This window comes from Achromobacter kerstersii, assembly GCF_902859595.1.
Classification (GTDB): Bacteria; Pseudomonadota; Gammaproteobacteria; order Burkholderiales; family Burkholderiaceae_B; genus Achromobacter; species Achromobacter kerstersii.
The window spans coordinates 1767179-1779715 of sequence record NZ_CADIJQ010000001.1 but is presented as its reverse complement, the minus strand read 5'-3'; the positions used below and the strand labels follow the sequence as shown (position 1 = coordinate 1779715).

Sequence of the window (12537 nt, the reverse complement as noted above, 5' to 3'; positions counted from 1 at the left end):
TGGCCCCAAATTGGCCCCAAAATCCCCAAAAAGCCGCGCCAATGCTAGCTTTTCGAGTCCCCTCCTTCGCACCACTTTTTCCCAATGAGATCAACGGCTTAGATTTTTAGCTTCGTTGATCTGGAATCTGGGAAGTGTTTTGGGGCCGTTCTGGCTCCAGAATGTCACCGTAGTACTTGTCCTTGATGCCCGCTTTTCCCGCCACAGGCCCACGGCCTTGCCTTCGGCACCGGGATCAGCGGTCGGCATCCATTTCCCGTAGTCGCCAATGATCATGGCCCCGTTCTTTGGGCCCATTTGTTGCGCATCCGAAGGATGCGGGCATGCAGACGCTTTGCGTAAAGATACTCGGCGGCGGCCGTCTCGCAGCCGCCCGAGAGGCGAGGGCACATGTATCATTTGGAAACGGTTATATCTTTACTGCCCCCAAGCGCCCATAGTCTGCCCGGGAATATTTTTTCCCTGAACATCTAGGACTTACATTGAAGATTGAAACAGGTATCGTGAAGTGGTTTAACAATGACAAGGGCTACGGCTTCATCTCGCCGGAACTTGGTGGTAAAGACCTCTTTGCGCATTACTCGGAAATTCAGGGTGACGGGCACAAATCTCTAGAAGAGAATCAGCGCGTTTCATTCGTTGCCGGCCAAGGACAAAAAGGTCCTCAGGCGACAATGATCAAATCGATTTAAGCACTGAGCTGCTTGCTGTAAAGCAGGCAGCTTGGTAGCTCGTGTGGGGCCGAATCCTTTGAAACATTGGATTCGGCCCTTTCGTTTTGGGCGGCAGTATCGCTACCTCGCAGCATCCCCGTCCGGTAACATCCGGGCTCGATCAACCGTTTGTGGGGTGTCAGGATGCTGCGCGATCTGGGCTGGTCGTTCTCTAGTGTCTGCGCGCTGATCTGCGGCGCTGCGACCGCCTTCCTGCACTGGTGGGTGGTGATGCACCTGGGCCTTTGGCCGTACATCATCTTTGAATTGATTCCCGGGTTGCCCGGGCTGGCCTTCGGCTTTTATGCCATCCACCAATCGAATAGCAAAATTGCCTGGCTAGGCCTGTTGCTATCGCTATCGCCGCTTGTGACCTGGTTGAGCATCTGACGCTAGGGCGTACGCGCTTCAGGTGGTTATGAATCGTGGTCCAGAGGCCGTTGGCTTTTGGGGTGTACAGCGCCCCAATCACACACGCCGTATAGGCCTCCGGAAGCCTTCACTCAGTTCTTGACCTTGATGCGGTCGCGGCGCTTCTCGGTTTTGGGCTCGACGTCACGGCCCAGTTCCACGTCCATCAAAATTGCCGCATGGACTTTTGCGCGGCTGGCTTCGATGCGATGCGCGCATGCCCAGCCCCGGTCGGCGGCCACCGACAACTTCTTATCCAGCTCGTGATGGCGGCGACGCTTATTTTCCGTCGACATATTGCTGAGTTCTTGATCGGTGATTAAACGCATGGGTTTCTCCTTGGTGAAACGCGAGGGTTGCGAGACTGAAACGGGCGAGCGCCCGCATGGCGCGCGTGGTTATCACGTCGGGCCACGATGTGTTTTTTTGTTATTCAGTGATTGGGCTGGCTTCGAATATCGAGACCTGCGCAGGGAAGGCAAGATCAAAGAGCGGGCGTAGTTTGACAGCTTAAATATTTATTGCAAGTCATTGAAAAATAAAGAGAAAAAGATATAAAAATTCGCCGTTCCATATACTTTTAAGCGACTTTGGATACTTTTCCAGCGCCGAAAAAAGCCGCGGGAAATAGGGTTTGTCCTGATGCCTGGGTGCCTTGACACCCCCAAGCGCAACCCATAAAGTCACCGCACAGATTTAGATAAAAGACCATCTGTAGGGTGGTCTTTTATTGCGCGCAGTTTGCGTCGACCTCTTACAGAAATAATTCCAAGAGGAGACGACTGTGCAATCATCGACCGTAAAAATACGTGGCATCGACGATGTCATCGCTTTTATTGATTCACGCCCGGGTATTACTGGCCGAGCCGGCCTGATATGGTGGCTGGCGTTGGGCGGCCTGTTCCTGGACGCCTTCGCAAACTCTGCACTGAGCGCGGGCCTGGGGCCCATGACGCGCGACCTGGGCTTGAAAGCCGGTCAAGTCGCGTTGATGACGTCGTTCGCTGCCTGGGTCGCCATTGCGTTCAACCCCATCGGGGGCTGGATGGCAGACCGGTGGGGCCGCATCCGGCCGTTGATCATCGCGAAGTTCCTGGCCGTCATCGGCGCCCTGCTGGTGATGTTTGCGCCCAGTTTCGAAGTCATCCTGGTGGGCCGCTTCTTTGTCGGCGCGGCGTATGGCATTGACTTCGCGATTGCCATGGCCGTGCTGGCCGAATTCACGCCGGTGAAGTTCAAGAGCCGGCTGAACACCTGGCAGGGCATGTGGTACACGGCGGTCTGCACGAACCTGCTGCTGGCCTTGCTGTTTTTCTCGTGGGACGTGGGTGATTCGATCTGGCGGTATTCGGTTGCGGCCACGGCCATTTTTGCCGTCGTGATTCTGGTGCTGCAACTGAGCTACATGGTTGAAAGCCCGATCTGGCTGGCGCGCAAAGAGCGCGTGGAGCAAGCGGCGCTGGCCATGACCAAGATCTACGAGCAGCCATTCGCCGCCGCGCCCCTGCATGAGCGCATTCCTGTCACGAACCAGGCCAAGCGCGGTATCGCTAACGTGCTGCTGATCTTTCGCGGCGTCTACCTGCCGCGCACCATTCTTGCCGCCACGGTCCAGATCGGCCAGTCGATCCAGTATTTCGCGGTGGGCTGGTATCTGCCGCTGATCAGCGCAGCGCTGTTCGGCAAGGATTTCGTCTTCGCCACCATCGGTGCGCTGGTGTTCAACGTGTTCGGCATCTTCGGCGGCTTTTTGTCGCCGTACATCGGCCGCAAGCTGGGCCTGCGGCGCGCGTCGGCGTTCGGCTTTGCGGCCGTGTTCCTGATGCTGCTGATTCTGGGTACCTTCCACGGCAAGATGCCGCTGTGGCTGGCCGTTGTGGTGCCGTCGCTGTTCATTTTGTTCCACTCGGGCGGGCCGGGCGCCAATGGCAAGAGCCTGTCGTCGCTGTCGTTCCGCAGCGAGCTGCGCGCGGGCGCCAACGGCATCATCGGCGCGCTGGGTTCCACGGGCGCCGCGATCGGGCTGCTGATTTTTCCGCTGTTCCGCGAAAACTACGGGCTGGAAAAGACCTTCCTCATCCTGTCTATCGTGCCGCTAGTCGCCAGCATTATTTGCTTCGTGATCAAGTGGGACCCCACCCGCACCCCCATCAACCCGGATAACGAAGCCGATGCGCCGCAGTTCAAAGACGACGCCGTGCTGCCCGCCTTGAACCCCGTCATTGGGAAAGCCTCGCGATGATGAATAAAAAAGTAATTCTGGCCATTGACGAAGGCACGTCCGGCACGCGGGCGGCCACCGTCGCGGCCGATGGCCATGTGTCTTGCCTGCAATACCAGACGCTGCATGTGGAGTCGCCGCGGCCGGGTGTTGTGGAGCAGGACGCCAACGAGATCCTGGATCGAACCATTGACGTTTGCCGCAGCGCTATCGCGCAGGCCCAGGCCGATGGCCAGGAGATCGTTGCGCTGGCACTTGCCACGCAACGCGCCACGGCTGTGTTGTGGGACACGCAGACGGGCCGGGCGCTGGTGCCGGCCATGGTCTGGCAGGACACGCGTTTTGTGGACGAGCTGTCGCAGATGGCGCCTGAGTGGGATGCGCGCCTGCGTGATCGCGTGGGCCGTCCTGTCGGTGTGCGTTCGCTGTACCTGTGGGCTGCGCGTCACCTGCGCGACACGCCGGACGTCGCCCGCGCCTGGGCGGAGAAACGCCTGGCGTTCGGTACGGTTGACACCTGGCTGCTCTGGCATTTTTCGCAACGCCGCGAATGCGTGACCACGCCCACCAACGCCACGTCAGCCGGCGCCTATGTGCTGGCCGACCATCGCTACTACCTGGAATGGGTACAGGAGCTGGGCTTTCCGCATGAACTCTTGCCCGTCTTGCGCCAGGATGCCGACGACTTCGGGCGTACCCGCTCGGACGTCCTGGGCATCGATGTTCCGATCCTGGCCTCGGCGGGGGATCAACACGCGGGCGCGATTGGGCTGGGTTGCCTGGACCGCGGGCAGGCGATGTGCGTGCATGGCACCGGCAGCTTCGTGGACCTGATCGTCGGCACCGAACCGCCTGCCCATCCCGGCATGGCGGATGGTTCGCTGACGATGACGGCGCGCCGCCAGAATGGCGCGTCGCACTTTGCCGTCGAGACCTTTGTGGCAACCACGGGTTCCGCGTTGGACTGGGTCTGCGAAAAGCTGAAGTGGTTCAAGGACGCGCACGAGATCAGCGCGTTGGCGCAAACGGTGACGTCGTCGCAAGGCGTCACCTTCGTGCCGGCGTTGACGGGCTTGCGCGTCCCGCGCATGGAGACCGGCGCGCGCGCGTCGCTAACCGGCGTGTCGATGGCCACCACGCAGGCCGAAGTGGCCTACGCCATTCTGGAAGGCATTGCGCATTCGGTCGCCAGTTGCATCGAAGCGGATGAAGAAGCGTCGGGCGTGCGGGTGTCGGAATTGGTGGTGGGCGGTGGCCTGTCGCGCAGCGACCCGCTGCTGCAGATTCAGGCGGACCTGATCGGCATTCCCATTCGCCGCATGCAGGAGGCGGACCGCGCCAGCCTGCGTGGTATCGCCTACTTGGCAGGGTCATCGGGTTTGCTTTGGCCGTCGCTGCAAGACGCCCGCAAAACCATCGTGGCCGACGCCGTATTCCACCCGCTGGCCAATGCATCGGAACGCGCGCACCGCCGCGCCTTGTGGCACGCCCGCGTGGGGTCGGAGCTGGGCCACGTGAAGCAATTCAAGCAGGACAACGAGGAGGCATTGCAGAAATGATCGGTTGGCTATCCAGAAGGCCCAGCAAGGACCGGGCCGACATGACCAGCACCGAACCGTTACGCCTGATACGCCAGGAGCAATTGGACCGGTTGGGCAGTGAGCAATTCGACATCCTCATCATCGGCGGCGGCATCACTGGCGTGTATGCCGCACTGGACGCCAGCCTGCGCGGCTATCGCGTGGCGGTCGTGGAAAAAGACGATTTCGCATCCGGCACATCATCGAAATCCTCCAAGATGGTGCATGGCGGACTGCGCTATATCGAACAGGGAAACCTGGGCCTGGTGCGCCATTCGCTGCATGAACGCCAGCGGTTGCGGCGCAATGCGCGGCACCTGGTGCAGCGTCTGCCGTTTCTGTTTCCCATCCTGGAACGCGATGGCGTGTTCGACAAGCGTTTGTCCAAGGCCTTTGAAAGCCTGCTATGGACGTATGACGTGGCGGGCGGCTGGCGTGAAGGCATCCTGCATCAGAAGCTGACGGCGGCAGAAGTGCTTTCGCATTGCCCGACGTTCAAGGAAGATGGCCTGTTGGGTGGCTTCCTGTATTACGACGCCCGCGTGGACGACGCCCGGCTCACGCTGGCGGTCGCGCGCACGGCGGCCTTTCACGGCGCGACTGTCATCAACCACGCCAAGGCAACAGCCGTCACGCGCGATACGCACGGCAAGGTGGATGGCGCCGTCATCCAGGCTGGCGAACGCGAAATTCGCGCTCGCGCACGCGTGGTCATCATGGCCACGGGCGTCTGGCTGCGCGATTGGACGGGCGCCAAGACTGGCGAGCAGCCTGCCTTGCATGTGCGCCCGGCCAAAGGGGTGCACGTGGCGGTGCCGTGGATGAAGATCCGCAACGATTGCACCGTGACCATCCCGGTGCCGGGCCGCAGCCGCCGCGCCACCATCACGCGCTGGGGCGACGTGTCGTACCTGGGCACAACGGACGAAGACTACGAAGGCGATCTTGACGACGTGTACTGCACGCGCCGCGAGCTGGACTTCCTGCTGGAAGGCGCGCGCTCCGCGTTGAAGACGGACCTGCAAGCCGAGGACGTCGTGGGCAGCATCGCCGGGTGCCGGCCATTGGTTGCGCCGCCTGGCGGCAAGACGCTGGAGATCAAGCGCAATCACGAAATCCGCGTGGCCGCCGACGGCTTGGTCACGATTGTGGGTGGCAAGCTGACCACATCGCGGCACATGGCTGAACAGACGATCGACGCGGCGCAGCAGGTGCTGGGCCAGCGCAACACCTGCCTTACCAAGAAGGCGTATCTGTTAGGCGCGGCGGGCTACGACCCGCAGGCCATTGTGGCCTCGGGCGGCATGTCGGCGCATCTGGGTGAACGCTACGGCACCGAGGCGCGCTTCGTCAGCGACTTGATGCAGGCGCAGCCCGCGCTGCTTGCGCCCATTGTCGAAGGCTTGCCCTACACCGAAGCCGAGGTGCTTTATGCGGTGCGCCATGAACTGGCCGGCACCGTCGAAGACGTGCTTTCGCGGCGCATGCGGGCGCGCCTGATGGCGCGTGACGCTTCCGCGCGCGCCGCCGAACGCGTCGGACAACTCTTGCAGGCGGAACTCGGTTTGCCGCCTGCCACCATCGCGCAGCAGGTGAGCGACTACCTGGCTGCCATCCAGCACGAAAAATCCGTACTCATGGGAGACAAAGAATGATCAGCAAAGAAGCCATCAAGCGCGGCTACAACCGTGGCAACTACGTGGTGGGGGCGCATACGCCGCCGGCCTATGCCGCCACGCTCACGGCCACCGGCACGGAACCCGGGCTGCAACGCAAGCCCGTGCGCGTCACCGATGCACAGATCGATGCGCTGCGCCATGTGGCCGACGATGTGTTGACGGCAACCGCCGACGTCGTGACGTGGACGCGTGACTGGTGGGCCGGGTCGATGGTGACGGAAACGGGCGGCAAGCCCGCCACGCCGCAAGCGGTGATCGTTACGGTATCGACGGTTGAGCAGGTGCAAGCTGTGATGCGCATTGCGCACGCGGACGCCATTCCCGTCACGGTGTCAGCGGGCCGAAGCAACGTCACGGGCGCGGCCTTGCCCGTGCGCGGGGGCATCGTGCTGGATGTGTGCCAGTTGAACAAACTGATCGGCGTAGACCGCGAAAGCCAGATCGTTGACGTCGAGGCCGGCATGTTCGGCGACGTGTTCGAAGAGACCATCCAGAACGAATACGGCTTGACGATGGGCCACTGGCCGTCGTCGTTTGGCATCAGCACGGTGGGCGGCTGGGCGGCGTGCCGCGGGGCAGGGCAGTTGTCCACGCGCTACGGCAAGATCGAAGACATGGTGTTTGGCATGGACGTGGTGCTGGCGGACGGCAGTCTCATCACCGTGGGCGGGTACTCGCGTGCGGCGGTGGGCGGTGACGTGCAGCAGATGTTCATCGGGTCGGAAGGCACGCTGGGCGTGATCGTGCGCCTGCGTCTGAAGCTGCACCGCTTGCCTGACTACGGCCGCGCCATCGCCTACGGTTTCAAGACCTTCGCCATCGGCCTGGACGCGTGCCGCGAAATCATGCAGCGCGGCGCCAACCCGGCCGCGCTGCGTTTGTATGACGAATTGGAAAGCGGCGTGCAGTTCAATCGCTCCGATCTGAACGTGCTGCTGGTGGCTGACGAGGGCGCGCGCCAGATCGTGGACGCCGTCATGGAAATCAGCGAAGGCGTGTGCGAAGAGCTGGGCGAAAAGCTGGATGGCGACGCCATCTTTGAGCGCTGGCTGGAAACGCGCTATCTCACGGGGAAAAGCGCAGAAGGCTTCAAGCGCAGCCCGGGGTTCGTTGCCGACACGCTGGAAATGTCGGGCCGTTGGAGCGACCTGGCGGCCATCTATACCGAGGTGGTGGACGCGGTGAATGCCGTGCCCGGCACGCTGGCCGGATCGGCGCATCAATCGCACGCCTATGTCGATGGCGCTTGCCTGTACTTTTCTTTGCGCGGCGACGTCGAGGTCGAGCGGCGCGGCCAGTGGTACCGGGCCGCTTGGGATGCGGCCAACGCGGTGCTGATTAAATATAATGCCGCGCTCAGCCATCACCATGGCGTGGGTCTGCTGCGCGCGCCTTATATGCAGGAATCGCTGGGCGGCGCGTTCGACGTGCTGCGCACGGTCAAGCGCGCGCTGGACCCGCAGAACATACTCAACCCCGGCAAGCTGGGCTTGAGCGATCAGCGCTTTTACGATCAGGAAGATCGATAACCATGGATAGGTCATTCGGGGCATGCCTGGCGCGCCATCCGGTCATTGCAACGATGTTCGGGCTTGAGCAGATCAATACCTTTGTGGGCAGCGTGGCCGAAATCGGCATCGTCGCCAACGTGGAATTGCGCAAGCTCGCGCCCGTCATTGCAACGCTGAACCGGGCGGGCAAGTTCGCCATCGTCAACATCGACAGTTGCGAAGGCTTGTCGCAAGACAAGGGCGGCGTGGAGTATCTGGCCGACATTGGCGTGGCGAGCCTGGTATCCACCCGCGTGGCCACGATCCAGCGCGCCAACCGGGCGGGCATGGTCACGATGCAGAAAGTGTTCGTGACCGACCGTTCGACCTGGCCGCGCAGCGTCAAGGCGCTGGAGCAGAGCGACCCCAACCTGGTGCAGCTGATGCCCGCGCCCATGCTCACGCACATGGCTGCGCAAGACCTGAAAGCCTTGCCGCCGATCATCGCGTCGGGCTTCGTGTGCAATCAGACAGATATCGGCATCGCCATGAAGCACGGTGCGGTGGGGGTGTCGACCAGCGATCCGGAGTTGTGGAGCCTGGACCCCCGGCAGCTCAAGGGCTAAAGGGGGCGGGGTTGGCGGGGGCCATCGGTTGAATCAAGATGCTGGATATATAACCAGCATTCTGATTCAATCGTGGCTTGCGGCGGCGGCTACCCCGCGCCGCGCCAACTTCAACTTTCAGGGGATCACCATGAAATTCGGATACACCATCGTTTATGTGCCCGATGTGGCGTCGTCGCTGGCATTCTTCGAACAGGCGTTCGGGTTTTCGACTCGGTTTCTGCACGAGTCCAAGACGTACGGCGAACTCGAAACGGGCGAAACCACCTTGTCGTTCGCCGCGCATGAATTGGCCAGCATGAACTTTCAAACGGGCCACGTCGAAGCGTCGTCGTCGCCCAAGCCGCTGGGCATGGAAGTGGGATTCGTCACCGATGACGTGGCGGCGGCCCACGCAAAGGCCGTGTCCTTGGGTGCGACTGAACTCAGCGCCCCGACGGCCAAGCCCTGGGGGCAAGTGGTGTCTTACCTGCGTTGCCCGGATGGCACGTTGGTGGAATTGTGCACGCCGGTGCACGGCTGATTTCTCGGCATCAATGCATGCCGCTGCGGCCGGCTGAACGAACGGTGCCGCGTGCCGTGAAGCAAGCCTTGGGACAGCACGCGAAGCGGGGTTAATCCCGCATCGTTCGTTTGCTCGATGCCGCAATCTGTAGAGTTGCCCTATGGTCGATACAGACCAGGCATCGGACTTATCTTAAATACTGTCAAACTTATCAAGCCTTTGAAGCTAGGCCGTTTCCTGCGCGCTACCTTGAACATTTCACTTCTGGAGAAGGTCATGGTTTCGCTTTCGAAGCGTTGTGGCGCAGAGTTCTTCGGCACGTTTTGGCTGGTGCTGGGTGGGTGTGGCGCAGCCGTGCTGGCCGCCGGCTTTCCGGAGTTGGGCATTGGCTTTGCAGGCGTCGCGTTGGCCTTCGGCTTGACGGTGCTGACGATGGCGTTTGCCGTCGGCCATATCTCTGGCGGCCACTTCAACCCGGCGGTGACGGTCGGCCTGGTGGCGGGCGGCCGCTTCCCGGCGAAGGAAATCCTGCCCTATGTGATTGCGCAGGTGCTTGGCGCCATTGTGGCGGCGGCGGTGTTGGCGTGCATTGCCAGCGGCAAGCTGGGTTTCGATTTGAAAGGCAGTCACTTCGCGGCCAACGGCTATGGCGCGTATTCGCCGGGCAAGTATTCGATGGTGTCGGCGCTGGTGACCGAAGTGGTGCTGACCGCGGGCTTTCTGTTCGTGATCCTGGGCGCCACGTCCAAGCGGGCGCCCGCAGGTTTTGCGGCGATTCCGATCGGGCTGGCCTTGACCTTGATCCACCTGATCAGCATTCCAGTGACGAATACATCGGTGAATCCGGCGCGTTCGACCGGGCCTGCATTGTTCGTGGGCGGATGGGCGCTAGAACAATTGTGGCTGTTCTGGTTGGCCCCGATTGCCGGGGCCATCATCGGCGCCATAGCCTATCGTCTAGTCAGCGAACCGGCTGCGGAACGTGGCTAACGACGCATGCCAGTGGCGAAGTGCTCAAGGAACTTCAAGGAACTTCAAAGCGCTCACGGCGCTTCAAGGAGCTTCAGGGCACTTCGTCCAATTGCGCGAGCTGTGCGTCTTCCGGAAAGCCTTGCGTGCGGTATCGGACGGGGTAGCCCTTTTCTTCGGCCAGCAACGGCTCCAGCAGATGCGCGGCCTGTTCCCAAGATACAACCCGCACTTCGCCGATATCGTCTTCGGCGTCGGGGCGGACCAACGCCAGCCGGTCCACCTTTGGCAATGAGGTGTCGACACCGCGTGTCCATGACGCCAGCGAGAACGACATCGCCGGATCGTCGTCCGCCGTGAACAGGTTGTAGTTCGCGACGTAGATGTCTGCGCCTTGCTCTTCGTGGATGTGGTCCAGCGCCGCTTTTTGCGCGTCGTATTCGGCTTTTTCCAGCAAGCGGGCCAGATGGGCCAGGCGCTGAGCGAGCCCCGCGTCATCAGGCACATAACGCTGCGCCTGCCGCTCTTCGTAGTGGTACATGTGCGCGCTGACCACGCGGCCGTGTTGCACTGCCTGGTGGCAGAGTTCAACCATGGTGATCAGGCCGGCATCATCGTTGTCGCCGGTGACCAGCAGCACATCGCGCGTGGGCATCATGAACACGGGGCGGCCGCGTACCGGCACGCGTTCAATCATGTCGGGCAACAGCGCGCGGCTGATGTCGTAGCCGTCTGCCCAGGCGCCGCGAAACACCCCCGGCGTCAGTTCTGAAAAATCGTCAGGGGCGTCGCGCAGGTTGTCGACGGCAATGGCCAACGCTTGGTCGAACGTTAATTGCCAGGCGGCTTCGGGGCCATTGGTCAGGGTGGAGATGGCGTCGGGGTGGTCAAGCGCCAACAGCACCACGCAGTCATCGCCAAAGGAAAGAAAGGCAGGGTGGAAGGCCGTGTCGTTGCCTTCGGTGCGCACATGATGCAGGCGGATGTCTTCCAGTGCGCTGCGGCTGCGGATCACGGGGCGAAGCATCGGCCGGGCCTCTGCTGCCTGCTGCGGCGTGGTTTGCGTGCTGCTGGCCAACGCCGAGACGAAGCCTTGCAGCGCGCGCTTTTGTTCGGAGCCGCGCGTGTTGCAGTACGCGTGGTAGGCGTTGTGCAGATTGAAGAACGAGCCTTCGCCCAGCAACAAGCGGAATTCATCAGCCTTGTAGGTGACGTCCCCGTCAAAGCCTTGCCGCCGCGCCGCCGCCACAAACAGCGTGGCGAACTGATCCGGCGAGGGCTTGCGCCGGAACAGCGTATCGAAGAAACCCATTTGCCTGCCTTTGATTCAAATGCGGGACGGCGCAAGCGCCAGTCCGCGACGGGTCATTGTGGACAGGGATGTCCCTGGCGTCCAGCGATAACGCCGCGCGAGGCGGCCCGCGTCGGGGCATGGCCGGGCCGGGCCGGGTCTAGTCTGGCCGGGCCTAACCTGGCCGGGCCTGACCTGGCCGGGCGATAATACGTCGCGGCCGCCAGCCCTTGTTCCTTGCGGCCGTTGATGTATCCAAGAAGAATAAGAAGTACCGGTAGTGATCCATGAGTGAATTCTCCATTGCAATCAATCTCGTCCTGGCCATGCTGTTGGGCGGCGCGGTTGGTGTCGAACGCCAGTGGCGGCAGAACTACGCCGGGATCGTGACGCACGCGTTGGTCTCGCTGGGCGCGGCGGCGTACACCTCATTGCCCGCTTTGTTGGACGCCGGCGCTGACATGCGCCTGGGCAGTCAGGTCGTAACAGGCATCGGCTTTCTCGGCGCCGGCCTGATCATGCGCGATGGCCTGACCATCCGCGGCTTGAGCGCCGCAGCCACCATTTGGGCCACGGGTGCCGTGGGTGTGCTGGCGGGCTACGGCTTCGTGGCCGAGGCCAGCGCGGTGACTGGGCTGATTTTGGTTACGAATGTGCTGCTGCGCCGAGGCGCAAAACTGGTCGACCGGCATGTCCCCGAAGCGGAAACGGAAGAACGCTACTACAACATCGCGCTGACCTGCGCTTCCTCGGACGAGGCCATGGTGCGCGCTGAATTGCTGAACGCCTTGGGCAAGCACAATCTGCGCCTGCGGGGAGTTGAAAGCCAGCAGCGCGACGGCGGCCGCTCGGAAGTGCATGCCGTGGTGTATACGACGCATCAGGAAGACGAGCGGGTTGAAAAGCTGGTCGGCAGCCTGAGCCTGCTGCCTCAGACGTATTCGGCAAGATGGACGTCCGACACCGGTGACGCCTAGGCGCGGTTAGTACAGGCGTACCCGGCTGTCACCATTACTACCTGCGCCACGGGTGCTCGGGCGCATGCTGTCCAG

The 12537-nt window shown here is 62.0% G+C and carries 13 protein-coding genes; 10 read left to right on the top strand and 3 right to left on the bottom strand.

All coding sequences use genetic code 11. The features are described from left to right. Positions 1 to 90: 90 nt before the first annotated feature. A complete protein-coding gene (locus HV765_RS07780; RefSeq protein ID WP_175169293.1) occupies positions 91 to 276 on the bottom strand; it encodes a hypothetical protein in 186 nt (61 codons plus the stop codon). Between the two features lie 212 nt (positions 277 to 488). Here HV765_RS07780 and HV765_RS07775 point away from each other — a divergent pair, with 212 nt between their 5' ends. Continuing rightward, entirely contained in the window at positions 489 to 692 is a 204-nt protein-coding gene (locus HV765_RS07775; protein WP_175169550.1) for a cold-shock protein, read from the top strand. 165 nt (positions 693 to 857) lie between these two features. Next, positions 858 to 1103 (top strand): hypothetical protein, encoded by a 246-nt coding sequence (locus HV765_RS07770; RefSeq protein ID WP_054425071.1) that lies wholly within the window; start codon positions 858 to 860, stop codon positions 1101 to 1103. Between the two features lie 113 nt (positions 1104 to 1216). Here HV765_RS07770 and HV765_RS07765 read toward each other — a convergent pair whose 3' ends face one another. Further along, a complete protein-coding gene (locus tag HV765_RS07765) occupies positions 1217 to 1453 on the bottom strand; it encodes a hypothetical protein (protein WP_054425073.1) in 237 nt (78 codons plus the stop codon). A gap of 455 nt (positions 1454 to 1908) precedes the next feature. Here HV765_RS07765 and HV765_RS07760 point away from each other — a divergent pair, with 455 nt between their 5' ends. From HV765_RS07760 to aqpZ, 7 genes are all read left to right on the top strand, one after another. Further along, entirely contained in the window at positions 1909 to 3366 is a 1458-nt protein-coding gene (locus HV765_RS07760) for an MFS transporter (protein WP_175169292.1), read from the top strand. Then, complete coding sequence (locus tag HV765_RS07755; RefSeq protein ID WP_175169291.1) at positions 3363 to 4904, top strand: FGGY family carbohydrate kinase; 1542 nt, start codon at positions 3363 to 3365, stop codon at positions 4902 to 4904. The genes HV765_RS07760 and HV765_RS07755 overlap by 4 nt, the downstream gene beginning before the upstream one ends. After that, positions 4901 to 6580 (top strand): glycerol-3-phosphate dehydrogenase/oxidase, encoded by a 1680-nt coding sequence (locus tag HV765_RS07750; RefSeq protein ID WP_175169290.1) that lies wholly within the window; start codon positions 4901 to 4903, stop codon positions 6578 to 6580. Before HV765_RS07755 ends, HV765_RS07750 begins: the two co-directional genes overlap by 4 nt. Then, positions 6577 to 8133, top strand: coding sequence for an FAD-binding oxidoreductase (locus HV765_RS07745; protein ID WP_175169289.1), 1557 nt, complete (start codon positions 6577 to 6579; stop codon positions 8131 to 8133). Before HV765_RS07750 ends, HV765_RS07745 begins: the two co-directional genes overlap by 4 nt. Positions 8134 to 8135: 2 nt before the next feature. Beyond that, the gene (locus tag HV765_RS07740) at positions 8136 to 8720 is read left to right on the top strand and encodes a glycerol-3-phosphate responsive antiterminator (protein ID WP_175169288.1); all 585 of its coding nucleotides are present in this window, start codon (positions 8136 to 8138) and stop codon (positions 8718 to 8720) included. Between the two features lie 130 nt (positions 8721 to 8850). Continuing rightward, positions 8851 to 9243, top strand: a complete 393-nt coding sequence (locus HV765_RS07735; RefSeq protein WP_054425085.1) for a VOC family protein — start codon at positions 8851 to 8853, stop codon at positions 9241 to 9243. A gap of 258 nt (positions 9244 to 9501) precedes the next feature. After that, on the top strand, positions 9502 to 10215 hold the full coding sequence (gene aqpZ, locus HV765_RS07730) for an aquaporin Z (protein ID WP_054425086.1): 714 nt from the start codon (positions 9502 to 9504) through the stop codon (positions 10213 to 10215). Positions 10216 to 10288: 73 nt separating this feature from the next. Here aqpZ and HV765_RS07725 read toward each other — a convergent pair whose 3' ends face one another. Further along, positions 10289 to 11506: a DUF1444 domain-containing protein gene (locus tag HV765_RS07725; protein ID WP_054425088.1), complete on the bottom strand. Its 1218-nt coding sequence runs from the start codon at positions 11504 to 11506 to the stop codon at positions 10289 to 10291. Between the two features lie 266 nt (positions 11507 to 11772). On the opposite strand from HV765_RS07725, the gene HV765_RS07720 reads away from it, so the two are divergent. Further along, positions 11773 to 12462 carry an MgtC/SapB family protein gene (locus tag HV765_RS07720; protein ID WP_054425090.1) on the top strand — a complete coding sequence of 230 codons (690 nt, stop codon included), beginning with the start codon at positions 11773 to 11775 and terminating at the stop codon, positions 12460 to 12462. The last annotated feature ends 75 nt before the right edge of the window (positions 12463 to 12537 follow it).